Source organism: Streptomyces sp. Inha503 (genome assembly GCF_047215865.1).
GTDB lineage: Bacteria > Actinomycetota > Actinomycetes > Streptomycetales > Streptomycetaceae > Streptomyces > Streptomyces lycopersici.
Map to the genome: position 1 here is coordinate 6,569,589 of NZ_CP178360.1, position 25,690 is coordinate 6,595,278.

Annotated in this window: 19 protein-coding genes and 2 pseudogenes; 12 read left to right on the top strand and 9 right to left on the bottom strand. The window is 69.4% G+C overall.

Annotated elements, in window-relative coordinates; translation table 11 throughout:
• The first annotated feature begins 308 nt into the window (after positions 1-308).
• From pdhA to ACJX2R_RS27410, 5 genes are all read left to right on the top strand, one after another.
• Positions 309-1,475, top strand: a complete 1,167-nt coding sequence (pdhA, locus tag ACJX2R_RS27390; protein ID WP_262701945.1) for a pyruvate dehydrogenase (acetyl-transferring) E1 component subunit alpha — start codon at positions 309-311, stop codon at positions 1,473-1,475.
• A gap of 1 nt (position 1,476) precedes the next feature.
• Complete coding sequence (locus ACJX2R_RS27395; RefSeq protein ID WP_262701944.1) at positions 1,477-2,457, top strand: alpha-ketoacid dehydrogenase subunit beta; 981 nt, start codon at positions 1,477-1,479, stop codon at positions 2,455-2,457.
• A gap of 22 nt (positions 2,458-2,479) precedes the next feature.
• The gene (locus ACJX2R_RS27400; protein ID WP_413102319.1) at positions 2,480-3,955 is read left to right on the top strand and encodes a dihydrolipoamide acetyltransferase family protein; all 1,476 of its coding nucleotides are present in this window, start codon (positions 2,480-2,482) and stop codon (positions 3,953-3,955) included.
• Between the two features lie 124 nt (positions 3,956-4,079).
• A complete protein-coding gene (locus ACJX2R_RS27405) occupies positions 4,080-4,739 on the top strand; it encodes a GntR family transcriptional regulator (RefSeq protein WP_262701942.1) in 660 nt (219 codons plus the stop codon).
• Complete coding sequence (locus ACJX2R_RS27410) at positions 4,736-6,031, top strand: MFS transporter (RefSeq protein WP_262701941.1); 1,296 nt, start codon at positions 4,736-4,738, stop codon at positions 6,029-6,031. The genes ACJX2R_RS27405 and ACJX2R_RS27410 overlap by 4 nt, the downstream gene beginning before the upstream one ends.
• Before the next feature lie 75 nt (positions 6,032-6,106).
• Here ACJX2R_RS27410 and ACJX2R_RS27415 read toward each other — a convergent pair whose 3' ends face one another.
• Complete coding sequence (locus ACJX2R_RS27415) at positions 6,107-6,931, bottom strand: maleylpyruvate isomerase family mycothiol-dependent enzyme (protein ID WP_413102320.1); 825 nt, start codon at positions 6,929-6,931, stop codon at positions 6,107-6,109.
• 244 nt (positions 6,932-7,175) lie between these two features.
• Here ACJX2R_RS27415 and ACJX2R_RS27420 point away from each other — a divergent pair, with 244 nt between their 5' ends.
• Positions 7,176-8,990 carry an NHL domain-containing thioredoxin family protein gene (locus ACJX2R_RS27420; RefSeq protein ID WP_413102321.1) on the top strand — a complete coding sequence of 605 codons (1,815 nt, stop codon included), beginning with the start codon at positions 7,176-7,178 and terminating at the stop codon, positions 8,988-8,990.
• Between the two features lie 54 nt (positions 8,991-9,044).
• Here ACJX2R_RS27420 and ACJX2R_RS27425 read toward each other — a convergent pair whose 3' ends face one another.
• From ACJX2R_RS27425 to ACJX2R_RS27445, 5 genes are all read right to left on the bottom strand, one after another.
• On the bottom strand, positions 9,045-9,872 hold the full coding sequence (locus ACJX2R_RS27425) for a helix-turn-helix domain-containing protein (protein ID WP_413102322.1): 828 nt from the start codon (positions 9,870-9,872) through the stop codon (positions 9,045-9,047).
• Positions 9,873-10,063: 191 nt separating this feature from the next.
• Complete coding sequence (locus tag ACJX2R_RS27430; RefSeq protein WP_413102323.1) at positions 10,064-11,062, bottom strand: hypothetical protein; 999 nt, start codon at positions 11,060-11,062, stop codon at positions 10,064-10,066.
• A 415-nt stretch (positions 11,063-11,477) separates the two neighbouring features.
• A complete protein-coding gene (locus ACJX2R_RS27435) occupies positions 11,478-12,173 on the bottom strand; it encodes a DUF4232 domain-containing protein (protein WP_413102324.1) in 696 nt (231 codons plus the stop codon).
• Between the two features lie 347 nt (positions 12,174-12,520).
• Complete coding sequence (locus ACJX2R_RS27440; RefSeq protein WP_413102325.1) at positions 12,521-14,530, bottom strand: BTAD domain-containing putative transcriptional regulator; 2,010 nt, start codon at positions 14,528-14,530, stop codon at positions 12,521-12,523.
• 1 nt (position 14,531) lies between these two features.
• Positions 14,532-15,821, bottom strand: a complete 1,290-nt coding sequence (locus ACJX2R_RS27445; RefSeq protein ID WP_413102326.1) for a M18 family aminopeptidase — start codon at positions 15,819-15,821, stop codon at positions 14,532-14,534.
• 182 nt (positions 15,822-16,003) lie between these two features.
• On the opposite strand from ACJX2R_RS27445, the gene ACJX2R_RS27450 reads away from it, so the two are divergent.
• On the top strand, positions 16,004-16,759 hold the full coding sequence (locus ACJX2R_RS27450) for a TNT domain-containing protein (protein WP_262701933.1): 756 nt from the start codon (positions 16,004-16,006) through the stop codon (positions 16,757-16,759).
• 17 nt (positions 16,760-16,776) lie between these two features.
• Positions 16,777-17,145: a hypothetical protein gene (locus tag ACJX2R_RS27455; protein ID WP_413102327.1), complete on the top strand. Its 369-nt coding sequence runs from the start codon at positions 16,777-16,779 to the stop codon at positions 17,143-17,145.
• Between the two features lie 263 nt (positions 17,146-17,408).
• On the opposite strand, the gene ACJX2R_RS27460 is transcribed toward ACJX2R_RS27455, so the two are convergent.
• Positions 17,409-19,235 carry an acyl-CoA dehydrogenase gene (locus ACJX2R_RS27460; RefSeq protein WP_413102328.1) on the bottom strand — a complete coding sequence of 609 codons (1,827 nt, stop codon included), beginning with the start codon at positions 19,233-19,235 and terminating at the stop codon, positions 17,409-17,411.
• A gap of 137 nt (positions 19,236-19,372) precedes the next feature.
• Here ACJX2R_RS27460 and ACJX2R_RS27465 point away from each other — a divergent pair, with 137 nt between their 5' ends.
• The 3 genes and pseudogenes from ACJX2R_RS27465 to traJ all read left to right on the top strand — a co-directional run bounded on the left by ACJX2R_RS27465 (position 19,373) and on the right by traJ (position 21,093).
• The gene (locus ACJX2R_RS27465) at positions 19,373-19,867 is read left to right on the top strand and encodes an SseB family protein (protein WP_020869891.1); all 495 of its coding nucleotides are present in this window, start codon (positions 19,373-19,375) and stop codon (positions 19,865-19,867) included.
• 120 nt (positions 19,868-19,987) lie between these two features.
• A pseudogene (locus ACJX2R_RS27470) lies at positions 19,988-20,221 on the top strand (pirin family protein); the annotation flags it as partial.
• Positions 20,222-20,721: 500 nt separating this feature from the next.
• The gene (traJ, locus tag ACJX2R_RS27475) at positions 20,722-21,093 is read left to right on the top strand and encodes a conjugal transfer transcriptional regulator TraJ (protein WP_008832110.1); all 372 of its coding nucleotides are present in this window, start codon (positions 20,722-20,724) and stop codon (positions 21,091-21,093) included.
• Between the two features lie 430 nt (positions 21,094-21,523).
• On the opposite strand, the gene aac(3)-IVa is transcribed toward traJ, so the two are convergent.
• Entirely contained in the window at positions 21,524-22,300 is a 777-nt protein-coding gene (gene aac(3)-IVa, locus ACJX2R_RS27480; protein ID WP_001199192.1) for an aminoglycoside N-acetyltransferase AAC(3)-IVa, read from the bottom strand.
• 1,619 nt (positions 22,301-23,919) lie between these two features.
• Here aac(3)-IVa and ACJX2R_RS27485 point away from each other — a divergent pair.
• Positions 23,920-25,218, top strand: coding sequence for a discoidin domain-containing protein (locus ACJX2R_RS27485; protein WP_413102329.1), 1,299 nt, complete (start codon positions 23,920-23,922; stop codon positions 25,216-25,218).
• A gap of 239 nt (positions 25,219-25,457) precedes the next feature.
• Here the strand turns inward: ACJX2R_RS27485 and ACJX2R_RS27490 are convergent.
• Positions 25,458-25,664: pseudogene (locus ACJX2R_RS27490) on the bottom strand (hypothetical protein); the annotation flags it as partial.
• Between the last annotated feature and the right edge of the window lie 26 nt (positions 25,665-25,690).

Sequence of the window (25,690 nt, forward strand, 5' to 3'; positions counted from 1 at the left end):
ACACGAAGTCTTCCCGCGTCGTTGTCCAGCGGGATACCGTGCGCTTGTCCGGCGGCCTGCGGGGCTGTGACCAGTGGAAGTTTCCCCACCCGCGCGATTTACTTGGAAATCCAAGCAAAATTGCAGGTCAGGTGGGGTTTCGCAGACATGCGACGCACTGGGTAACGTGCCTTGTGCAGGGCCAGCCGCCGGGAACCTGTCACGCCCGGTCATGCTCCGGCGCACCCACCCCGTGCGCCGCGGCGGAACGGGCGAGCCGCAACTGGCCGCCGGCGGATCCCGGGGGCCGGACAGACGGAGGAGCACACGTGACCGTGGAGAGCACTGCCGCGCGCAAGCCGCGCCGCAGCGGAGCCAAGCGCAGCACCACCGCGCGGGACACCAAGAAGCAGCCTGCGGGCCAGACCGAACTCGTACAGCTGCTGACCCCCGAGGGCGAGCGTGTCGAGCACCCCGAGTACGCCATCGACCCCACCCCGGAGGAGCTGCGCGGTCTGTACCGGGACATGGTGCTGACACGGCGGTTCGACGCCGAGGCCACCACCCTCCAGCGCCAGGGTGAACTGGGCCTGTGGGCCTCGCTGCTCGGCCAGGAGGCGGCGCAGATCGGCTCCGGCCGGGCGCTGAACGACGCCGACTACGTCTTCCCCACCTACCGCGAGCACGGTGTGGCGTGGTGCCGGGGCGTCGACCCGACCAATCTGCTGGGGATGTTCCGTGGGGTGAACCACGGCGGCTGGGACCCGAACAGCAACAACTTCCACCTGTACACCATCGTGATCGGCTCGCAGACGCTGCACGCGACCGGCTACGCGATGGGCGTGGCCAAGGACGGCGCGGACGCCGCGGTCCTGGCCTACTTCGGCGACGGCGCCTCCAGCCAGGGCGATGTCGCCGAGTCGTTCACCTTCTCCGCGGTCTACAACGCCCCGGTCGTCTTCTTCTGCCAGAACAACCAGTGGGCCATCTCCGAGCCCACCGAGAAGCAGACCCGGGTGCCGCTCTACCAGCGCGCCCAGGGCTTCGGCTTCCCCGGGGTGCGGGTGGACGGCAATGACGTACTCGCCTGTCTTGCCGTCACCAAGGCCGCGCTGGAGCGGGCGCGCACCGGGCAGGGCCCGATGCTCATCGAGGCGTTCACCTACCGCATGGGCGCCCACACCACCTCCGACGACCCCACGCGCTACCGCTCGCCCGAGGAGCGGGAGCTGTGGGAGACCAAGGACCCGATCCTGCGGCTGCGCACCCTGCTGACCCGCGAGGGCCTGGCCGACGACGCGTACTTCGCCGACCTCGAGCGGGAGAGCGACGCGCTGGCCAAGCGGGTCAGGGACGCCGTACGGGCCATGCCCGACCCCGAGGACATGGCGATGTTCGAGCACATCTACGCCGACGGGCACGCCCTCGTCGACGAGGAGCGGGCGCAGTTCGCCGAGTACCAGGCTTCGTTCGTCACCGCTGAGGAAGGCATCTGACATGGCCGCCGAGAAGATGTCGCTCTCCAAGGCGATCAACGCGTCCCTGCGGACGGCCCTCGAGACCGACCCCAAGGTCCTGATCATGGGCGAGGACGTCGGCAAGCTGGGGGGCGTCTTCCGCGTCACCGACGGGCTCCAGAAGGACTTCGGCGAGGACCGGGTCATCGACACCCCGCTCGCCGAGTCCGGCATCGTGGGCACCGCGATCGGACTCGCCCTGCGCGGCTACCGCCCGGTGGTGGAGATCCAGTTCGACGGTTTCGTCTTTCCCGCCTACGACCAGATCGTCACCCAGCTCGCCAAGATGCACGCACGCTCGCTCGGCAAGGTGAAGCTGCCGGTCGTCGTCCGCATTCCGTACGGCGGCGGCATCGGCGCGGTGGAGCACCACAGCGAGTCGCCGGAGGCGCTGTTCGCGCATGTGGCGGGCCTGAAGGTGGTCTCGCCCGCCAACGCCTCCGACGCCTACTGGATGCTCCAGCAGGCCATCGACAGCGATGACCCGGTGATCTACTTCGAGCCCAAACGCCGTTACCACGACAAATCCGAGGTCGACACCGCCGCGATCCCCGGTCCGCTGCACGCCGCCCGGGTGGTGCGGCCGGGGGCGGACCTGACGCTCGCGGCCTACGGCCCGATGGTGAAGGTCGCCCTGGACGCCGCCGCGGCCGCCGCCGAGGAGGGCAAGTCGATCGAGGTCCTGGACCTGCGGTCGATGTCGCCGATCGACTTCGACTCGGTCCAGCGTTCCGTGGAGCGGACGGGGCGGCTGGTCGTCGTGCACGAGGCACCGGTATTCCTGGGTACCGGGTCGGAGATCGCCGCGCGCATCACCGAGAGGTGCTTCTATCACCTCCAGGCCCCGGTGCTGCGGGTCGGTGGCTTCCACTCGCCGTACCCGCCGTCACGGCTCGAGGACGAGTACCTTCCGGGGCTGGACCGGGTGCTCGACGCCGTAGACCGCGCGTTGGCGTACTGAAGGGCTTGAGGAGATCGTGACGATGACCGCAGTCGAACAGCGCTTCCGTGAGTTCAAGATGCCCGATGTGGGCGAGGGGCTGACCGAGGCCGAGATCCTCAAGTGGTTCGTGGCGCCGGGCGACACCGTGACCGACGGTCAGGTGGTGTGCGAGGTCGAGACCGCCAAGGCCGCCGTCGAGCTGCCCATCCCGTTCGACGGCGTGGTGCACGAGGTGCGCTTCGACGAGGGCGCCACCGTGGACGTGGGCACGCCGATCATCTCGGTGGACACCGACCCCGGAGCGGGGGAGGCGGCGCCCCAGGCCGCTCCCGCGGCCGGGGCCCCCGCCGCCGAGAAGCCGGCCGCCGCGGCCGAGCCCGAGGAGAAGGAGGGCCGCCAGGCCAATCTGGTCGGCTACGGGGCGGCGCCCGCCTCCACCAAGCGCCGTCCGCGCAAGCCGCTGCCGGGCGTGCAGCGGTCCGCGCCCGCCCCCTCCGCCGGGGCGCCCGCGCCCCAGGAGCCCGCGCCCGCGCCTTCGCCCTCGCGCCCCGAGGCCGCGCCCGCCCCCGCGCCCGCCCCCACCCCCGCGCCCTCGCCCGAGCTGAACGGCAGCGGCCGGACCGCCCGGCCGCTGGCCAAGCCGCCGGTCCGCAAGCTGGCCAAGGATCTGGGCATCGACCTGGAGACGGTCACCCCGAGCGGGGCGGACGGGATCATCACCCGCGAGGACGTCCACGCGGCCGCCGAGGCCGTCCAGGCGGCCCGGGAGGCGCCCGTGGCGGCCCCGTCCGCGGCCACCACGGCCGCCGTCCAGGGCCGGGAGCGCCGGGTGCCCGTGAAGGGCGTACGGAAGGCCACCGCGCAGGCCATGGTCCACAGCGCCTTCACCGCCCCGCATGTGACCGAGTTCGTGACGGTCGACGTGACCCGCACGATGAAGCTCGTGACCGAGCTCAAGCAGGACCCGGAGCTGTCCGGGCTGCGGGTCAACCCGCTGCTGCTGGTCGCCAAGGCCCTGCTGGTGGCCATCCGGCGCAACCCGGACATCAACGCCACCTGGGACGACGACAACCAGGAGATCGTCTACAAGGACTACGTCAATCTGGGCATCGCGGCGGCGACACCGCGCGGGCTGATCGTCCCCAACATCAAGGACGCCGACGCCAAGACCCTGCCCGAACTGGCGTCCGCCCTGGGTGAGCTGGTCACCACCGCCCGTGAGGGCAAGACCACCCCGGCGGCGATGTCCGGCGGCACGATCACCATCACCAACGTCGGCGTCTTCGGCATCGACGCGGGCACCCCGATCATCAACCCCGGGGAGTCCGCGATCCTCGCCTTCGGCGCGGTCAAGCTCCAGCCGTGGGTCCACAAGGGCGAGGTCAAGCCGCGCCAGGTGACCACGCTGGCGCTCTCCTTCGACCACCGGCTGGTCGACGGCGAGCTGGGCTCCAAGGTGCTCGCGGACGTCGCGGCCGTCCTGGAGCGCCCCAAGCGCCTGATCACCTGGGCTTGATCACCTGGGCCTGATCACCTGGGCCCGATCAACTGGGTCTGATCACCTTCTGAAACCCATCCCCCGTCCGCATCGCGGACGGGGGATGAGTCCGCATGCATCTTGTATCTATGATGTGCGCATCATGAGTCCCGCCGATACGGCCACCAAGCCGCCCCCCGCCGCCGAACGCGTCTACCACCACGTCAAACAAGCCGTCCTCGACCGCCGCTACGAGGGCGGCACACTGCTGAGCGAGGGCGAACTCGCGGAGGCCGTCGGGGTCTCCCGCACCCCCGTCCGGGAGGCGCTGCTGCGCCTGGAGGCCGAGGGGCTGCTCAAGCTCTATCCGAAGAAGGGCGCCCTGGTGCTGCCGGTCTCCTCCCAGGAGATCGCGGACGTGGTCGAGACCCGGCTGCTGGTGGAGCAGCACGCGGTCGCCAAGGTCGTCCCGGCAGGTGGACAGCTGCTGGCCCGGCTCGAGGAGCTGCTGGAGGAGCAGCGGGTGCACGCCGCGGCCGGGGACCTGGCCGCCTTCGCCGCCGCCGACCGCTGCTTCCACGCGGCGATCGTCCGGGCGGCGGGAAACGCCATCCTGGCGCAGCTGTACGACCAGCTGAGGGACCGCCAGCTGCGGATGGGCGTGGCCACCATGCACGCCGAGCCCGACCGCATCGCCAAGAACATCACCGAGCACACGGAGATACTCCAGGCCCTGCGCGCCGGGGACGCCGGTTTCGCGTCCGGTCTTGTGCAGCGCCACATCAGCTGGGTGAACAACCTCGCCCGGGGTGAGGCGCGATGACCTCGGCCCAGTTGCCCGGTGATCCACCCGGCGGACGCCGTGCCGTCGCCGTATGGGGCCTGGGCGTCGCCGTCTACTTCGTCGCCATCACCTATCGCACCAGCCTCGGTGTCGCCGGTATCGACGCCGCCGAGCGCTTCCACATCAACGCCTCGGCGCTGTCGACCTTCTCCATCCTCCAGGTGCTGGTCTACGCCGGGATGCAGATACCGGTCGGGCTCATGGTCGACCGTCTCGGCACCCGTAAGGTGCTCATGCTCGGCGTGGTGCTCTTCACCCTGGGGCAGTTCGGCTTCGCGCTCTCCCACTCGTACCCGATGGCGCTGGGCTCCCGGGCGCTGCTCGGCTGCGGTGACGCGATGACCTTCATCAGCGTGCTGCGGCTCGGCTCGCGCTGGTTCCCGGCCCGCCGGGGGCCGATGATCGCCCAGGTCGCCGCGCTCTTCGGGATGGCGGGCAACCTGGTCTCCACGCTGGTGATCGCCCGCGCGCTGCACGGCGCGGGCTGGACCACGACCTTCGCGGGCAGCGCGCTCGGCGGGGTGGCCGTCCTCGTCCTGGTGCTGTTCTTCCTCAAGGACCACCCGAAGGGCTTCGAGCCCGCGCCCGCCTCGCACATGGGCGCCGACTACGTCCGCCGGCAGATCGCGGACGCCTGGCGCGAACCCGGCACCCGGCTGGGCATGTGGGTGCACTTCACCACCCAGTTCCCGGCGATGGTGTTCCTGCTGCTGTGGGGGATGCCGTTCCTGGTCGAGGCCGAGGGGCTGTCCCGGGCGACCGCGGGTCAGCTGCTGACCCTGGTGGTGCTGTCCAACATGGCGGTCGGCCTGGTCTACGGGCAGGTCATCGCCCGGCACCACGCCGCCCGCGCCCCGCTGGCCCTCGGCACGGCCGGTGCCACCGCGCTGCTGTGGGGCACCGTGCTGCTCTGGCCGTCCGCCCACGCGCCCATGTGGCTGCTGATCGTCCTGTGTGCGGTGCTCGGTGCCTGCGGCCCCGCGTCGATGATCGGCTTCGACTTCGCCCGGCCCGCCAATCCGCCCGAGCGGATCGGCACCGCCTCGGGAATCGTCAACATGGGCGGTTTCACGGCCTCGATGACCACTCTGCTGGCCGTCGGCGTCCTGCTGGACCTGACCGGCGAGAACTTCCGGATCGCGTTCGCCTCGGTGTTCGTGCTCCAGGCCCTCGGCGTCGCCCAGATCCTGCGGCTGCGCGGGCGGGCGCACCGCCGGGAGCGCGAGCGCGTGGTCGCGAGCCGCGTCGAGGCGGTGCACGTACCGGCGTGACGCCGTGGCACTCCGGCCCCTGGAGGAGCGGCGTGGACGCCGTGGCCCTCCGTCCCCCGGAGCGCTACGGCGCCGCTACGGCGTGACCGCGAAGTTCTGGAGGATCGCGTCCGCCAGCTGCTGGTCGCCCTCGATCTTCAGCCGCTCCGCGACCGCCTCGGGCCGCACCCGCCCACAGGCCAGCCGGACGTAGGTCTCCCAGTCCAGGGTGAGGGTCACCGTCGGCCCCAGCGAGACGCTGCCGTCGATGGTGCCCCGGCCGTCCGCGTCGATCCGGACCGTCCGCATGAACTCCATCGGGCCGTGCACATCGAAGACGACGGCCGACTGGGGCGCCGCGCCCGCGTCCTTGGCGACCACCTTCGGCAGCGCCGACAGCAGCAGATCACGGGTGATCGTGGCGCCCGGCGAGTCGAGGTTGCCCGGCTTGCTCAGGGCCCGGCGCAGATCCTGTTCGTGCACCCAGAGGTCGAAGGCCCGCCGCGTCAGGGCCTCCCCCAGCGCCACCTCGGTGCCGCCGGGCCAGCGCACCATGGCGTCCGGCTCGCGCTTCTCGTTCCGCAGCTGGCGGCCCCGCCGGATGACCGTGTACTCCAGCTCCGAGGTCATCTCGGGCGCGGTGTGGCAGCGCCGCACGTCGACCTGGACCTCCATGTACCGCGACAGCTCGTTGGTGACGTGGTAGAGGTCGCGCGGCAGGGTGTGGATGGGGCGGGGATCGCCGAGCATCTCGCATTCGAGGCCGATCACATGCGAAACGACGTCCCGCACCGACCATCCCGGGCACTCGGTGGCGCGGTTCCACTCGCTCTCCGCTAGCGGGTTGACCAACTCCGTTATCGCGTCGATGGAGTGGGTCCAGGCGTCGATGGAGGTCTGAAGGCTGGGATGGACGGTCACGGGACCCCTCGGGCGGTTGGTGCGCGGGCTGGGTGCTGGTGTGTGCGTTCAAGTTACGCTGCCCACGAGCGCACGGGCAGTGCTTTCCGGTCTGATCGTAGGCCCGGATCGGCGGCTCGCGGCCTGCCCGCGATGGTAGTGTGCGCCCGCCCCGGCCTTATCTCCGGACGTACCCGTACGCAGCGGTGCAAAGCCTCCGGGGGGCGGGGGAATGGCACGACCGGGGCTGCTGTTTCATGGGGATATGGCTTCACGTGCACGCGTCCGCGCCCCCGAGCTGATCGGCCGGGGCGGCTGGCTCAACACCGGCGGTACCGACCTCACCCTCACCGACCTGCGAGGACGCATCGTCATCCTCGACTTCTGGACGTTCTGCTGTGTGAACTGCCTGCATGTCCTGGACGAGTTGCGCGAGCTGGAGGAGAAGCACCGCGACACCGTGGTGATCGTCGGGGTGCACTCGCCGAAGTTCGTCCACGAGGCCGAGCACCAGGCGGTCGTGGACGCGGTCGAGCGCTACGAGGTGCACCACCCGGTCCTCGACGACCCCGAGCTGGCCACCTGGAAGCAGTACGCGGTCCGGGCCTGGCCCACCCTCGTCGTCATCGACCCCGAGGGCTATGTGGTCGCCCAGCACGCGGGCGAGGGCCACGCCCACGCCCTGGAGACCCTCGTGGGGCAGCTGGAGGCGGAACACGCCGCCAAGGGCACCCTGCGGCGCGGCGACGGCCCGTACGTGCCCCCGGAGCCGGTCCCCACCGAGCTGCGCTTCCCCGGTAAGGCGCTGCTGCTGCCCGGCGGCACCTTCCTCGTCTCGGACACCACCCGCCATCAGCTGGTGGAGCTCGCGGCGGACGGCGAGAGCGTGGTGCGGCGGATCGGCGCGGGCGAGCGCGGCCTTACCGATGGCACGAGCGGGCGGGCGCGCTTCAGCGAGCCCCAGGGGCTCGCCCTGCTCCCCGACGGCACCGTGGCCGTCGCCGACACCGTGAACCACGCGCTGCGCCGCTTCGACCCGGCCACCGGCGAGGTCACCACGCTCGCCGGGACCGGACGCCAGTGGTGGCAGGGGTCGCCCACCGAGGGGCCCGCCCGCGAGATCGACCTGTCCTCCCCCTGGGACGTGGCCTGGTTCGCCGGCCGGCTGTGGATCGCCATGGCGGGCGTCCACCAGCTGTGGACGTACGACCCGGAGGCCGGGACCGTACGGGCCGCCGCCGGGACCACCAACGAGGGCCTGGTCGACGGCCCCGCCGAGGAGGCGTGGTTCGCCCAGCCCTCCGGGCTCGCCGCGGCCGGGGACCGGCTGTGGATCGCGGACTCCGAGACCTCCGCGGTGCGCTGCGTCGAACGCGACGGTAAGGGCTTCACGGTTCGTACGGCCGTCGGCACCGGGCTCTTCGACTTCGGCCACCGGGACGGCGCCGCCGCTTCCGCGCTGCTCCAGCATCCGCTGGGCGTCACCGCGCTGCCCGACGGCTCGGTGGCGATCTCGGACACCTACAACCACGCGCTGCGCCGCTTCGACCCGGCCACCGGCGAGGTCTCCACGCTCGCCACGGATCTGCGCGAGCCCTCCGGCGCGGTCCTGGCCGACGGGGACATCGTCGTGGTGGAGTCCGCCCGGCACCGGCTGACCCGGCTGCGGCTGCCGGAGGAGGCCGTAAGGGTTGAGGCGGTGGCCCATCGCACCCAGCGCGCCGCGACCGACATCGCCCCGGGGACGCTCCGTCTCGACGTGGTCTTCCAGGCGCCCGAGGGGCAGAAGCTGGACACCCGCTACGGCCCCTCCACCCGGCTGCTGGTCAGCTCCACCCCGCCGGAGCTGCTGGCCGGGGGCGACGGAGCGGGGACCGACCTGAGCCGTGAGCTCGTCCTTACGGAGGGCGTGACCGAGGGCGTGCTGCACGTCTCGGCGATGGCCGCCTCCTGCGACGACGACCCTGCGAACGAGTACCCGGCCTGCCATGTGCACCAGCAGGACTGGGGCGTTCCGGTGCGGATCACCGAGGGCGGCGCGGACCGGCTGCCGCTGGTGCTCGCCGGGATGGACGACTGAGACCTGATGGGCTGACACCGCCCGGCCGAGTTCCTGACCCGGGGTCAGCCACGGTCAGTCGGGGCAGTTGGGCAGCGTGGAGTACTGCACCTGGTCCTGGCGGATCCGGATGCCCGGCACCCACATCCGCTTGCCGTCCTTGGTGACGCGGAACCACATGCTGCTGTGCCCGCCCGCTTCGTCGGTCACCGTGACGCCGTTGGCGATGCGGCAGTCGGCGCGCAGCACATCGCCGTGCCAGGCCCGGCCCGTGATGTTCGACGGGCGGTAGGCCTGGTACGGGTCCCCGGCCAGGCCCAGGGAGCACTCGCGGACGCGCTTGTGCTGGCAGGTCTTCTCGGCGTTGTAGACGGTGATCCGGGCGTTGCCCAGGGGCGAGGAGCCCGCCGCGCCGCCCGGGGACGAGTCGCCGTCGGACGACCGTAAGGCGATCACGCCGGCCGTGGCCCCGCCGATGACGGCGACCGTGCCCACCGCCGCGAGCGCGAGCCGCAGCCGGCGCCGGGACGGCCGGTCCTCCGGGGAGCCCGCCCGGTTTTCCGGAGACCCCGCCCGGTCCGCCGGGGACCCCGCCCGGACCGCCTCCGGGGTCGGTGAAGGAGCGCCGGACGCCATCGGCCCGTCGGCGGCCTGAACAGCGGCCTGAGTGGCGGCCTGAGCGGCGGCCTCGGCCTCGGTGGCCCGGTGCAGCAGGGTCACCAGCTCGGGCAGCCGGTCCTCGGCGGTGAAGGAGAGCTTGCCCCACTGGATCAGGAGCCGCTCGTCGGGCAGGCTCTGGCCGCGCAGATAGCGGGAGAGGGAGGACCGGCTCGCGGGCAGCCGCCCCTCCAGTTCCTTGAGACTGAGTCCCAGTTCGCCGTGCATCCGGCGCAGTGCGGTCACGAACTCCCGTACCGGGCCGGAGAGTTCCTCGGGAAGCGGGGCGAGTGGCTTTCGTCGTGGGTTCTCTGGGCGATTCGGATGCGCTGGCACGTACACCATTGCAGCACGTGGATCATGAACATGCCGAGCGACACGTCCACACCCCCGAGGTGGACGTGCCGCTCGGCACCGGAACCGGGTCGCCGGACGCGTCAGTCCGTGAACTTCAGCGGCCGGTAGGGCTTGTACTCGCTGCCCGGCTCCAGGCCATAGCGACGGGTCGCGTGATCCGTCCCGAAGTCGCCGCGCTGCTCGTAGGAGGTGTACGAGGTGTGGGCGGCGTCGTTCCACTTCTCGAACATCACGACGTGCCGGGTGTTGTTGTCCCCCGAGGCGTCGATCAGCAGGTCACCGGGCCGGAGGTCGTTGACGGCGATCGGCTTGGTGATGCTGGAGCCGGTGAGGCCCACGGTGTTGGTGCCGGGCGCCTGGAGGCCCAGCGCCATGGAGACATAGCCCGAGCAGTCCTGGCGGTAGCCGTCCTTCCAGACCTTGGCCTGGCTGTAGGGCACCCGGCCGCCGTCGTTGGCGGTCAGCCAGGTGGCGGCCCGCTGGAGCGCCTCGGCGCGGCTGCCGCCGGGCTGCGGCGGGCGCGGCGGCTCACCGCCGCCGTTCTGCACCGGGACGCCGGGGAGCGAGTCCTGCGGGATGTCCACCGCGACGACGGTCACGAAGCCGTTGACCGGCCCGGTGATATGAGCCATATAGGTCGAACAGGCCCCGTCCTCGCAGACCTTCTTCCCCGTGTTGACCTGGAAGTCGGCGGTGATGCGGTCCTGCCCCGGGGCGTCCTTGTTGAGCATGCCCACGGACGGGGAGCCGGTGTCGGCGGTCTGGTGGACCACCCAGCGCGTGCCCCAGGTGGGGAAGTCGGCGGTGGCCGCGGCCTTGGTGCCGAACTCGCCCGTGGTGGTCTTCAGCTTGAGCGCGGCGCCCCCGCCTTGGTCCGAGCCCTTGGCCGAGGTGTCGCGGCTCGTCGCGCCCTTCTCGGCTACCTTCCCCGCCTTCTCCGCCTTGTTGGTGTCATGGCCCGCGGTGCCGTCCCCGCCCGAGCAGCCCACGAGCCCGGTGGCGCCGATGCCCGCCGCGGCGATCGCGGGGAGCACCTTGCGCAGGAGGGTCCGGCGGTTGCGGCCGATGGAGTGCGTCATGTCTGGATTCCCCCTAGGTGAGCGTGCCGACGGGATGTCCGCACCGCTCGGTCCAGGCCGCGGCGGCCGTCCGCCGCGGCGACGGGAACCACTCTGGGCCGCGTGGCGGGGTATTCCGGGGGCCGAGCCGTCCTTTGGGACGTCCCATCCGGGCCCACCCCTGACGACCTGCCAAAACGCCCAGGGAGATGGCCAGGTGCGGGACGGGGGAGGCCGTGCCGTGGGACATGACGAGACGGCCCCCGCCGGAGCGGGGGCCGTCCGGGGCAGGTAGCCGGGGGGAGGCGGCTACCTGTCCGGCTGGGTGGCTCGGAGTCGAGCGGTCACCGGAGCGGAAGGGCGGTGGCGGTCACCGTATGGGGACCATCACCGGATGGGGCGGTCACCGTATGGGGGCGGTCACCGGATGGCGCGGTCACCAGAGCAGGGCGTCGGAGGCGTCGCTCTGCCAGTAGCCGACCTCCGTCCCGCGGCCGACCTCCACCGAGTCACCGGGGAGGTCGACGGAGCGGCGGGCGTCCTCGCCGTGGAGGGAGACGGTCAGCGCGGCGGCCTCACGGTCGTCGGCCGGGTCGTCCGCCGCGGAGGTGGTCAGGCCCGCGTAGCCGCTCTCGCCGGGGGCCAGCGTGACGACCGTCTGGGGCCGGGTGTCCGCGGCCTCCGGCACGGCCGGGCTCGCGTCGTCGAACCGCACCGAGGGGAAGCCGGTGAGACGACAGGTCCCGCCGGACTGGTTGGTGATCTCCAGCAGGAGTTGGTTGGCCGGGCGGGGGACGGAGGTGACGCTCACCGACATCGTGTCGAGGCGGCAGGCCCCGGCCTCGCCCTCGGCGCCGCTGTCGGCCCGCAGACCGCCCTGGGCCCCGGCGTCGGCCCCGCCGCCCGCTGCCATGTTCCGCGGGGCCCGCTGGGCGCCGTCCTGGAGGCCGTCCTCATGGGCGGCGGGGACCGCCGGGGCGATGCTGTCCGCCCCTCCGGCCGTCCGCACGCCGGACGCGTCGGCGGTGCCGCAGGCCACGAGGGTGATGCCCGCGGCGACGACCGTCAGTCCGGCAGCGACCGAGCGCAGGGTGCCGGCGCGGTGGGCGAGGCGAGCGGTGGTGAGCGGCATGGCGGGTCTCCCCTCAGCGGGCGTTAGGGCGTTTTCCGGTACGGCTCAAGCCTGTCCGGACCGGCTGCCGTTCGGCTGGTGAACGGCTGCCGCCCGCTAACGCCTCGCTAACGCCCCGCTGTTCGCCCTTGTCAGGGCCTGTGCCGCCGTCGGCCACCGCGGCGCGGGAGGAGGCGAAGGCCTCCTCGGACGCGGCGGTCGCGGGGCCACGTCCGCCGGGGCGGTCGGCCGCCCCCTCCAGGGGCGACAGCGGCGGCGGTACCAGCCCACCCACCGCCGGGAGGCGCCCCTGCGCGAGCCGGGCGCTCCCTTCGACGACGGCCCCAGGCCCCCTGTGACGACGGCCCCTAGGCCCTCTGTGACGGCCCGCCAGGGGAGCCGCCAGGGGATCCCCCAGGAGAGCCACCGGCAGCTCCGCCGGAAGCCTCGCCCGGGGGCTCGCGGTCGCTGCCGTCGCCCTGGGCGAAGAGCTTCACCAGATCGCTCATCACGTAGCGGTTGGTGGCCTCCTCGTCCAGCAGGTGCATCTCCGCCAGCCGCTCCAGGGAGTCCTGGATCAGCTCGGGGTCCGCGCCCGACAGCGCGGCCGCCTCTGCGGTGTTGACCTCCCGCGCGAAACCGGCGCCCAGGGCCCGCAGCAGCTGTGCGTCGTCCGCCGAGAGCCGGGCCACCGAGTTGCGCAGCGCGGCGGCCACTCCGGTGTCCTCCGCCGACAGCAGCGCGAGCCGACGGCGCTCGTCGCGCAGCGCGGTGGCCAGCCGGGCCAGCCGCCAGCGGGGCCGGGCCATCAGCTGGGCGGAGGCGGCGCGCAGCGCCAGTGGCAGCCCGTCGCACAGGGCCACCAGCTCCCGCGCGGCCTCCGGGTCCTCGGCGACCCGGGCGGGCCCCAGCAGCGCGCCCAGCAGGCCCACCCCGTCCTCGGGGCCGAGGGCGTGCAGCCGTACCGGTCGGGCGGCGTCGGTGGCGATCAGCCCGTCCAGCCTGCTGCGGCTGGTGACCAGCGTGGCGCAGTGGGGGCCGCCGGGCAGCAGCGGGCGCACCTGGGCGGAGCTGCCCGCGTTGTCCAGCACCACCAGCAGCCTGCGGCGGGCGGCCAGCGAGCGGTACAGCGCGGACGCGGCCTCGGGCGAGGTGGGGATCTGCTCGGCCGGGGTGCCGAGGGCCAGCAGGAACTCGCGCAGCACCTCGGCGGGCACCACCGCCTCGCCGCCGCTGAAGCCGCGCAGATCCGCGAAGAGCCGTCCGTCGGGGAAGGCGGCGGCGCGGGCATGGCCCCAGTGGACCGCCAGACCGGTCTTGCCGACCCCGGCGGGCCCGGTGAGCAGTGCGATGCCGCCCGCCTGCGGGTAGTCGCCGGAGCCGCCCGCGGCGCCGCCCTGGGCCGGTTCCGCGGTGCCCAGGGTCAGCCGGGTCAGCTCGGCCAGCTCCGCGCCCCGGCCGTGGAAGCCCGCCGGGGGCCGGGGGAGCAGCTCGGGCACGGGCGCGGGGGCCGAGGCGGCCCCCGACAGCGGCTGCTGCGGGGTGGCCTGGGCTGCGCCCGGCTGCCCCGCGCCGCCCGGCTGCTGCCCGGCGGCCTCGGTGCCGCCCCGCGGTCCGTCCGCCGTGGGGGCCGCCCGCAGGATCTCCTGGTACGCGGCGCTCAGCCGCTGGCCCGGATCGACCCCCAGGTCGTCGTCGAGCAACTGCCGGGTGCGGTGGAACCAGGCGATCGCGTCGGACTGCCGCCCGGAGCGGTACAGCGCCAGCATCAGGGCGGCGATCAGCCCCTCGCGCAGCGGGTTGGCGACGGCGGCGGGGTGCAGGGCGCGCACCGCCTGCTCATGCTCGCCCAGCCCCTCGTGCGCCCGCGCCAGGGCCTCCACGGCGCTCAGCCGCCGCTCCTCCAGGGCGTGCGCGGCCGCCGCGAACGGCGGGCTGGCCACGGTCCCGGTGAGCGCCGGGCCGCGCCACAGGCCGAGCGCCTGCCGGAGCAGCTGGACGGCCTCGCCGGGGGCGGACTCCGGGCTGGCCTGGGCGGTCAGCTGGTCGAAGCGCTGGGTGTCGATCAGGGATTCGGGGATGCGCAGCAGATAGGCGGAGCTGTGGGTGGCCAGCTCGACACCGTTGTCCTCGGCGCCGCCCTCGGCCAGGGCCGCGCGGAGCCGGGAGACATGGCCCTGGATGACGGTCCGGGCGTGGGCGGGCGGCTCGTCCTCCCACAGACTGGATATCAACTGCTCCACGGAGACCGTCGCGTTGGGCCGCAGCAGCAGCATCGCCAGCACGCTGCGCCGTTTGGCGGGCCCCAGCGGAAGCTCGACGGGTGCTGCTTGCGGGCCCGCGGTGACGGTTACCGGGCCCAGCAGGGAGAAGTCCAACTCAAGCCCCCAGAAAGGCGTGCAGTGCCTTGGCCAGCAGCTGCGGGTCCTGTGCCCCGCACAGCTCCCGGGCCGAGTGCATGGAAAGGATCGCGATGCCGATGTCGACGGTTGCGATACCGTGCCGGGCCGCGGTGATCGGCCCGATCGTGGTGCCGCACGGCATCGAGTTGTGGGAGACGAAGCTCTGCCAGGGGACGCCGGCGCGCTCGCAGGCGGCGGCGAAGACGGCTCTCCCGGCGCCGTCGGTGGCATATCTCTGGTTGACGTTCACCTTCAGGATCGGGCCGCCGTTGGGCCGCGGGTGGTGGCCCGGCTCATGGCGCTCGGCGTAGTTGGGGTGAACGGCGTGGCCGGTGTCGGAGGACAGGCAGACGGTGCCCGCGAAGGCCCGCGCCCGCTCCTCGTACCCCCCGCCGCGGGCGAAGACCGAGCGCTCCAGCACCGTGCCGAGCAGCGGGCCGTCGGCGCCGGTGTCGGACTGGCTGCCGTTCTCCTCGTGGTCGAAGGCGGCCAGTACGGGGATGTACGGCGGCTCCTGGTGGGCGGCGGCGATGAGCGCGGCCGTACCGGCGTGCACGGAGACAAGGTTGTCCATCCGGGGCCCGGCGACCAGCTCGCGGTCCCGGCCGAGGTAGGCGGGCGGCTCGACGCTGTGGGTCATCAGGTCCCAGCCGGCGATCTCCTCGGCCGCGACCCCGGTCTCCTCGGCGACGAAGCGGATCAGGTCGCCCTCCTCGACGCCGCCGAGCCCCCAGACGGGCGTCATATGGCGCTGCTTGTCGAGCTTGAGGCCCTCGGTGTTGACCGATCTGTCGAGGTGCACGGCGAGCTGGGGGACGCGCATCAGCGGCCGGTCGACGGTGACGAGATGGTGGGAGCCGTCCCTGAGGGTGATCCGGCCGGAGAGCCCGAGGTCGCGGTCGAGCCAGGTGTTGAGCAGCGCCCCGCCGTAGATCTCGACGGCGATCTGCCGCCAGCCGTGCGCACCGGTGTCGGGAACGGGCTTCACGCGCAAATTGGGAGAGTCGGTGTGAGCGCCCACAATCCGGTACGGAGTGGCGGCCTCCGCCCCCTCGGGGACGTACCAGGCGATGATCGCCCCACCGCGCAGCACGAACCGTCCACCGGCCGCCCCGTCCCAGGGCGCGATCTCCTCGATCCGGCGGAACCCGGCCTTCTCCAGCCGCTCTGCGACGCTCGCCACGGCGTGGTACGGCGAAGGGCTGGCGCGGAGGAAGGACATCAGGTCATCGGTGTGGCCGCGGTCGATGCCGGGTTGTGCGCTCATGTGCTCAGCATAGATTCGCCGGGGGTCGGCTCGCCCTGCTACGGGAGCGGCGGCCATCCGTGGGGCCACGTTGATCCAATCTGATGAAAGCTCGTCAGCTAAGGCGAGAAGTCGGGCGAACCGGTCGATATTCCTCGTGATCAAGCAACGTCGCACTGAGTCGTAACTCGAGGGGATACCGGATGCGCGTTCTTCGACACCTGCTTGTCGTCCTGGGGTCGCTGCTGCTGCTGTGTGCCGGCGGTCCGGCCATGGCCAAGCCCGTTACGGACCTCACCGCGGGACTGGCCCCCGTGGCCTCCCCGGAGCCGGCGGCGGCGCCCTCACCCGGCCCCCGGCCGGGAGGCGGCGGGGACGGCGAGGGCAAGGGTCACCCTCCCTGTCCCAGCACGAACCGCATCGGGGGGACCAACACCGCACCGAATCCTCCGCTCGACCGCTACTACAAGGGCGACTGGCGGCTCGGACCCGCCCAGCTCCCCCGCTACGGCGCGATCGGGCGCATGCTCGAAGGCTATGAACGACTCGACCACTTCCCCACCGCCTCCTCGTTCCTCAACTGTTATTGGAATGAGCAGACGAACGGCTGGTGGTTCCCGTACCCCGACGGCTGGGTCCTGCTCAACGGTTCGCCCCTGCACACCACGGTCCAGCTGAAGGTCGGCCAGAAGGTCGACTTGTTCGGGAGCGGTTTCGGCCACTTCCTGGCCCCGGCGGGCACACCCTACGCGGAGCGCGCGCTGCCGCCCAGCAACCTCAACACCCTCGACCCGGCGTATCCGCACGGCTATCACCTCTACGAGGTCACCGAACCCTTCCTGGTCGAGGGCGGTCCCATCCGGCCCTGGTTCGGCCAACCCGGTTTCGGACTCCAGTATCTGACCGGACCTTCGATCCCCCAACTCGTCGCGGCCGGTAATCTCCGCCCGCTCAACTGAGGGCGGATCCTGGACCGGTGGACAGAACGGAACTCGTCCGGACCCTCCGCGACGAGCAGGTGCCCGACGCGCTGTACGACATCCCGGGAGTGCAGGACATCCCGGTGCAGCCGGACGCGTACTACTACCTGCGGCCCGCGCCGGACGGTGGCTGGGAGACCGGCCTGCGGGAACGGTCCCTGGACCGGGACACCAGCCGGTTCGCCACCGAGGACGAGGCGTGCCGGGATCTGCTGGAGAAACTGCGGGCCCGCCCGCGCCCGCCGGAGGGCGGGGGCGAGTCGATCGACGAGCTCCTCGCACAGGGCGAGGAGCTCAGGCGATGGGCCCGCGAGGAGGTCGAACGGGCGCTGCGGGAGCGACCGCCCGGCGACGACGAGCGATGACGACTTGACCGCGCACAGGCCAGGAGGCCGACCGCCCCGCTGGAGGATGGGACGGCCGACCCCCTGGCCTGTATGTGAGGAGCCCTTACGGAGGGTTCCGGAGGGCCACGCTGCGGGGCCGCATAGCGACGCTTTCCCCTCCCCGCCCCTTCCCGTTACCAGGGGCTGCGCCCCTGGACCCCGGGGTCTGGGGCGGAGCCCCAGTTGTGGGAAGGGGCGGGGAGGGGAGCAGCCCGCCGCAGGCGGCAGGACCCGTCGGGCCCCTAGAACGCGGCCTCGTCCAGGTCCATCAGACCCTTGTCGACCGACTCGGCCAGCGAGCGCTGCACCGAGACGCCCGGCAGCACCTCATGGGCGAAGAACTTCGCGACGGCGATCTTGCCCTCGTAGAAGGACCGGTCCTTGGTGGAGGCCGTACCCAGCTTCTCGGCGGCCACGGCCGCGCCCTTGAGCAGCAGATAGCCGATGATCACGTCACCGGAGGCCAGCAGCAGCCGGGTCGAGTTGAGGCCGACCTTGTAGATCGAGCTGACGTCCTGCTCGGTGGCGGCCAGGTCGGTGAGCATCGCGCCGACGATCGCCTCCAGGTCCACCGCGGCCTGGGCGAGCTGGTCGCGGGCGGCCTCCAGGTCCTCGCCCCCGGCGGCCTCGGCCAGGAACTTCTTGATCTCCTCCGAGACGACGGTCAGCGCCTGGCCCTGGTCCCGGACGATCTTGCGGAAGAAGTAGTCCTGGCCCTGGATGGCGGTGGTGCCCTCGTACAGGGTGTCGATCTTGGCGTCCCGGATGTACTGCTCCAGCGGGTACTCCTGGAGGTAGCCGGAGCCGCCGATGGTCTGGAGGGACTGCGCCAGCTGCTCGTACGCCTTCTCCGAGCCGTAGCCCTTGACGATGGGCAGCAGCAGGTCGTTGAGGCGGTTCGCGGCGGAGGTGTCCTCGCCCGCCGCCTCCTTGATCAGGATCTCGTCCTGGACCGAGGCGGTGTAGAGCACCAGCGCGCGCAGGCCCTCCGCGTACGCCTTCTGCGTCATCAGCGAGCGGCGCACGTCCGGGTGGTGGGTGATGGTCACCCGCGGGGCGGTCTTGTCGGTGAAGGCCGCCAGGTCCGGGCCCTGCACCCGCTCCTTGGCGTACTCAAGCGCGTTGAGGTAGCCGGTGGAGAGGGTGGCCATGGCCTTGGTGCCGACCATCATCCGGGCGAACTCGATGATCTTGAACATCTGGCGGATGCCGTCGTGCTTCTCGCCCAGCAGCCAGCCCTTGGCCGGGCCGTCGGCGCCGAAGGTCAGCTCGCAGGTGTTGGAGACCCGCAGACCCATCTTGTGCTCGACGTTGGTGGCGTACACACCGTTGCGCTCGCCGAGCTCACCGGTCTCCCAGTCGAAGTCGTACTTGGGGACGATGAACAGCGACAGACCCTTGGTGCCGGGCCCCGCGCCCTCGCGGCGGGCCAGCACGAAGTGGATGATGTTGTCCGAGAGGTCGTGCTCACCGGAGGTGATGAACCGCTTCACACCCTCGATGTGCCAGCTGCCGTCCTCCTGCTGGATCGCCTTGGTGCGGCCCGCGCCGACGTCGGAACCGGCGTCCGGCTCGGTCAGCACCATGGTGGAGCCCCACTGCTTGTCCACCATCAGCTGGGCGATCTTCAGCTGCTCCTCGGTGCCCTCGTCGTGGAGCACCCCCGCGAAGGACGGGCCGGAGGCGTACATCCAGATCGGGGCGTTCGAGCCGAGGATGGTCTCGGCCGAGCCCCACAGCAGCGAGCGGGGGCAGGCGGTGCCGCCGAGCGACTCCGGGACGCCCAGCCGCCACCACTCGGCCTCCATGTAGGCCCGGTAGCTCTTCTTGAACGACTCGGGAAGCGGCGCCGTGTGGGTCTTGGGGTCGTAGACGGGCGGGTTCCGGTCGGAGTCGGCGTAGCTTTCGGCCAGCTCGTGCTCGGAGAGCCGGGATATCTCGGCGAGCACGCTCTTGGCGGTGTCGACGTCCATCTCCGCGAACGGGCCGGTGCCGTACACCGTGTCGCGCCCGAGCACCTCGAAGAGGTTGAACTCGATGTCGCGGAGATTCGACTTGTAGTGCCCCATGGCGACGGCTCCGTAAGGATCGGGAGGCCAGGACCTCTGCGTTGACGCGTATCAGATCAGCTGATGCCATGATGCTACCCGTGGGTAATAAAGGGCAACCCTCAACCGGGTAACTGTGACTCAGTACGCTTCTGCGCATGTACGGCTACGACCAGAACGCGAGCGCAGGGCAGGGCTACGCCGCCCCGCCACCTCCGCCGCAACAGCAGCCGCATGCGTCACATCACGCGGCGGGTGCGGGGTACGGCCAGCAGCCGCTCTACCCGGAACCCTCCCCGCCGTCGCTCGCCGACGCGGTGCGGGCCTTCACCACCGGATCGATGTCGGCCGAGGACTTCCAGCAGATCTTCGCCGGGTCGAAGGTCTACTGCCCGCGCGGTGACAACCCCGGCTTCCTGGCGCTGCACAACACCCAGCAGCCGGTGATCCCCATGTTCACCTCGCTCAAGGAGCTGCGGAGGTACGCGGGCAAGGAGTCCAAGTACTTCGTGATCACCGGCGCCGAGGTGATCGACCTGCTGCCCACCGGCTATGGCTTCGTCCTCGACATGGAGGGCGAGCACCGGATCGTCTTCGACGCGAAGGCGGTGGAGCAGATGGTGGACTTCGCCATGCGCCGTATGTACGGCTAGATCCGCATACGTCCGAAAAGCACCGTTCGCCGCGTAAGGCGCTCGGGTGGAAATAAAGGCGCCCTTGCGGGTCGTTCACCGTTCAATTAAGTTGAATGGTGAACGACCGAGGAGGCCGTCATGCCCGCAGTGACCGTAGAGAATCCGCTGACCCTGCCGCGCGTCGCGGCACCCGCCGAGGCACGACCGCGCCCCGTGCTCGCCGTCACGACCGCTCCCAGCGGTTTCGAGGGCGAGGGCTTCCCGGTGCGCCGGGCCTTCGCGGGCATCGACTACAAGCACCTCGACCCGTTCATCATGATGGACCAGATGGGCGAGGTGGAGTACGCGCCGGGCGAGCCCAAAGGTTACCCCAGTTGGGGCACTACTCCCGAAAACCGCTTCTGACCTGGGAAAACGTGAAGCCCCGGGGCATCCGCTGAGGGTTGCCGCCGGGGCTTCGGTGTGTCCGTCAGTACGGGCCATAGAGGGGCGTCGTGTAACCCACCCAGGGCGATTGCTCCGGCACGGGGAAGCCGCGCCACGCCTTCGGGACGTCTGGAATCGCTAGAGCTTGCATGCCTGCAGGTCGACGGATCTTTTCCGCTGCATAACCCTGCTTCGGGGTCATTATAGCGATTTTTTCGGTATATCCATCCTTTTTCGCACGATATACAGGATTTTGCCAAAGGGTTCGTGTAGACTTTCCTTGGTGTATCCAACGGCGTCAGCCGGGCAGGATAGGTGAAGTAGGCCCACCCGCGAGCGGGTGTTCCTTCTTCACTGTCCCTTATTCGCACCTGGCGGTGCTCAACGGGAATCCTGCTCTGCGAGGCTGGCCGGCTACCGCCGGCGTAACAGATGAGGGCAAGCGGATGGCTGATGAAACCAAGCCAACCAGGAAGGGCAGCCCACCTATCAAGGTGTACTGCCTTCCAGACGAACGAAGAGCGATTGAGGAAAAGGCGGCGGCGGCCGGCATGAGCCTGTCGGCCTACCTGCTGGCCGTCGGCCAGGGCTACAAAATCACGGGCGTCGTGGACTATGAGCACGTCCGCGAGCTGGCCCGCATCAATGGCGACCTGGGCCGCCTGGGCGGCCTGCTGAAACTCTGGCTCACCGACGACCCGCGCACGGCGCGGTTCGGTGATGCCACGATCCTCGCCCTGCTGGCGAAGATCGAAGAGAAGCAGGACGAGCTTGGCAAGGTCATGATGGGCGTGGTCCGCCCGAGGGCAGAGCCATGACTTTTTTAGCCGCTAAAACGGCCGGGGGGTGCGCGTGATTGCCAAGCACGTCCCCATGCGCTCCATCAAGAAGAGCGACTTCGCGGAGCTGGTGAAGTACATCACCGACGAGCAAGGCAAGACCGATCCCCGGGGACCTGCAGGTCGACTCTAGCTAGCTGGCCAGGGCCCGATACGTCGCGGTGAGTTCAGGCTTTTTCATATCTCATTGCCCCCGGACGAGCGTCTGCTCCGCCATTCGCCGTCCGCCGTGCCAATCGGATCAGCCGTCCAAATGCGGGATTTTCGTTAGTCGGAGGCCAAACGGCATTGAGCGTCAGCATATCATCAGCGAGCTGAAGAAAGACAATCCCCGATCCGCTCCACGTGTTGCCCCAGCAATCAGCGCGACCTTGCCCCTCCAACGTCATCTCGTTCTCCGCTCATGAGCTCAGCCAATCGACTGGCGAGCGGCATCGCATTCTTCGCATCCCGCCTCTGGCGGATGCAGGAAGATCAACGGATCTCGGCCCAGTTGACCCAGGGCTGTCGCCACAATGTCGCGGGAGCGGATCAACCGAGCAAAGGCATGACCGACTGGACCTTCCTTCTGAAGGCTCTTCTCCTTGAGCCACCTGTCCGCCAAGGCAAAGCGCTCACAGCAGTGGTCATTCTCGAGATAATCGACGCGTACCAACTTGCCATCCTGAAGAATGGTGCAGTGTCTCGGCACCCCATAGGGAACCTTTGCCATCAACTCGGCAAGATGCAGCGTCGTGTTGGCATCGTGTCCCACGCCGAGGAGAAGTACCTGCCCATCGAGTTCATGGACACGGGCGACCGGGCTTGCAGGCGAGTGAGGTGGCAGGGGCAATGGATCAGAGATGATCTGCTCTGCCTGTGGCCCCGCTGCCGCAAAGGCAAATGGATGGGCGCTGCGCTTTACATTTGGCAGGCGCCAGAATGTGTCAGAGACAACTCCAAGGTCCGGTGTAACGGGCGACGTGGCAGGATCGAACGGCTCGTCGTCCAGACCTGACCACGAGGGCATGACGAGCGTCCCTCCCGGACCCAGCGCAGCACGCAGGGCCTCGATCAGTCCAAGTGGCCCATCTTCGAGGGGCCGGACGCTACGGAAGGAGCTGTGGACCAGCAGCACACCGCCGGGGGTAACCCCAAGGTTGAGAAGCTGACCGATGAGCTCGGCTTTTCGCCATTCGTATTGCACGACATTGCACTCCACCGCTGATGACATCAGTCGATCATAGCACGATCAACGGCACTGTTGCAAATAGTCGGTGGTGATAAACTTATCATCCCCTTTTGCTGATGGAGCTGCACATGAACCAAAAGGATCTAGGTGAAGATCCTTTTTGATAATCTCATGACCAAAATCCCTTAACGTGAGTTTTCGTTCCACTGAGCGTCAGACCCCGTAGAAAAGATCAAAGGATCTTCTTGAGATCCTTTTTTTCTGCGCGTAATCTGCTGCTTGCAAACAAAAAAACCACCGCTACCAGCGGTGGTTTGTTTGCCGGATCAAGAGCTACCAACTCTTTTTCCGAAGGTAACTGGCTTCAGCAGAGCGCAGATACCAAATACTGTTCTTCTAGTGTAGCCGTAGTTAGGCCACCACTTCAAGAACTCTGTAGCACCGCCTACATACCTCGCTCTGCTAATCCTGTTACCAGTGGCTGCTGCCAGTGGCGATAAGTCGTGTCTTACCGGGTTGGACTCAAGACGATAGTTACCGGATAAGGCGCAGCGGTCGGGCTGAACGGGGGGTTCGTGCACACAGCCCAGCTTGGAGCGAACGACCTACACCGAACTGAGATACCTACAGCGTGAGCTATGAGAAAGCGCCACGCTTCCCGAAGGGAGAAAGGCGGACAGGTATCCGGTAAGCGGCAGGGTCGGAACAGGAGAGCGCACGAGGGAGCTTCCAGGGGGAAACGCCTGGTATCTTTATAGTCCTGTCGGGTTTCGCCACCTCTGACTTGAGCGTCGATTTTTGTGATGCTCGTCAGGGGGGCGGAGCCTATGGAAAAACGCCAGCAACGCGGCCTTTTTACGGTTCCTGGCCTTTTGCTGGCCTTTTGCTCACATGTTCTTTCCTGCGTTATCCCCTGATTCTGTGGATAACCGTATTACCGCCTTTGAGTGAGCTGATACCGCTCGCCGCAGCCGAACGACCGAGCGCAGCGAGTCAGTGAGCGAGGAAGCGGAAGAGCGCCCAATACGCAAACCGCCTCTCCCCGCGCGTTGGCCGATTCATTAATGCAGCTGGCACGACAGGTTTCCCGACTGGAAAGCGGGCAGTGAGCGCAACGCAATTAATGTGAGTTAGCTCACTCATTAGGCACCCCAGGCTTTACACTTTATGCTTCCGGCTCGTATGTTGTGTGGAATTGTGAGCGGATAACAATTTCACACAGGAAACAGCTATGACATGATTACGAATTCGAGCTCGGTACCAGCCCGACCCGAGCACGCGCCGGCACGCCTGGTCGATGTCGGACCGGAGTTCGAGGTACGCGGCTTGCAGGTCCAGGAAGGGGACGTCCATGCGAGTGTCCGTTCGAGTGGCGGCTTGCGCCCGATGCTAGTCGCGGTTGATCGGCGATCGCAGGTGCACGCGGTCGATCTTGACGGCTGGCGAGAGGTGCGGGGAGGATCTGACCGACGCGGTCCACACGTGGCACCGCGATGCTGTTGTGGGCACAATCGTGCCGGTTGGTAGGATCCTCTAGAAATGTACTCGCATGCCTCACCGGAGGTAAATCAATGCGCTCATCTCATTGTCCGGCCGGCGCGACGTGGCCGTTAGGGACCAGACCCCGCGCCGTAATGGTGCTGATCGCACTGGCCACCGCCATTGCCCTGGCCCTGCTGAGCGTCTCTGCCCCGCCGACGGCCGCTGCCGTGCCGTTGTCCCAGGACAAGACCGCGGCCGCCGCCGAGCTGCTGTCGCAGGGTAGACCCGCGACCGCCTCGTCCACCGAGAACACGTCCACCCCCGCGTCCGCGGCGGTGGACGGCAACACCGGGACCCGCTGGTCAAGCGTGTTCAGCGACCCCCAGTGGCTACGCGTCGACCTGGGCGCCACCGCCACCATCAGCCGAATCGTCCTGCGCTGGGAGGCCGGATACGCCCGAGCGTTCCAGATCCAGACCTCGGACAACGGCACCGCCTGGACCACCATTCACTCGACCGTCACCGGCACCGGTGGCATGCAGACCCTCGACGTCACCGGAAGTGGCCGGTACGTCCGCGTCTATGGCATGCAGCGCGGCACCCCCTATGGCTACTCGCTGTGGGAGTTCCAGGTGTACGGGTCCAGTGGTGGCACCTCCCCCGGGGACGGGATCCCGGACCCGACGACCGCTTCGCTGGAGGCCGCAAGCGGGCCGCTGGCCACTGCCGCCTACACCGTTCCCAGCCCGAGCGGATATGGATCCGGCACCGTCACCTACCCGACAGCCACCGGGTCATACCCGGGCGTCGTGCTGATGCCGGGCTATCAGGGCACCCAGCAGAACCTGCAATGGCTCGCACCCCGCCTCGCCTCCTGGGGCTTCGTCGTGATCAACGTCGGCACCAACACGCTCACCGACGATCCCGAATCGCGCGGGCGCCAGATCAGCGCCGCCGGCACCCAGTTGCTCGCGCTCGGCAACACCACCGGCAACCCGGTCTCCGGCAAGCTCAACGGCACACTCGGCGCGGCCGGTCACTCGATGGGGGGCGGCGGTGTCATGGCGGCCCTCCGCGACGACTCCCGCTTCAAGGCGGGCGTGCCCACGGCCCCGTTCCATATGAGCCCGAACTTCTCCGGAGTAACCGAGCCCACCTTCTTCCTCACCTGTCAAAGCGATGTCGCCGCCCCCGGCAACAGGTACGCGCTGCCCTGGTACAACTCCATGGCCCAGGCCGAGAAGCTCTACATCGAGGTTCCCGGCGACCACCTCTGCCCGATGACCGGATCCGGCAACAAGGCCAAGCAGGGCAAGTGGATCGTGTCGTTCCTCAGCCGCTGGCTGCGCGCTGACACCCGTTTCAGCCCGTTCCTGTGCGATGCCGTGCGTGACTCCGACAAGAACAACACGTCCCTGGTCACGCGCTGGATGGACACCTGCCCGTTCTGACTAGAGTCGACCTGCAGCCCAAGCTTGGCACTGGCCGTCGTTTTACAACGTCGTGACTGGGAAAACCCTGGCGTTACCCAACTTAATCGCCTTGCAGCACATCCCCCTTTCGCCAGCTGGCGTAATAGCGAAGAGGCCCGCACCGATCGCCCTTCCCAACAGTTGCGCAGCCTGAATGGCGAATGGCGCCTGATGCGGTATTTTCTCCTTACGCATCTGTGCGGTATTTCACACCGCATAAATTCCCCAATGTCAAGCACTTCCGGAATCGGGAGCGCGGCCGATGCAAAGTGCCGATAAACATAACGATCTTTGTAGAAACCATCGGCGCAGCTATTTACCCGCAGGACATATCCACGCCCTCCTACATCGAAGCTGAAAGCACGAGATTCTTCGCCCTCCGAGAGCTGCATCAGGTCGGAGACGCTGTCGAACTTTTCGATCAGAAACTTCTCGACAGACGTAGATCAGG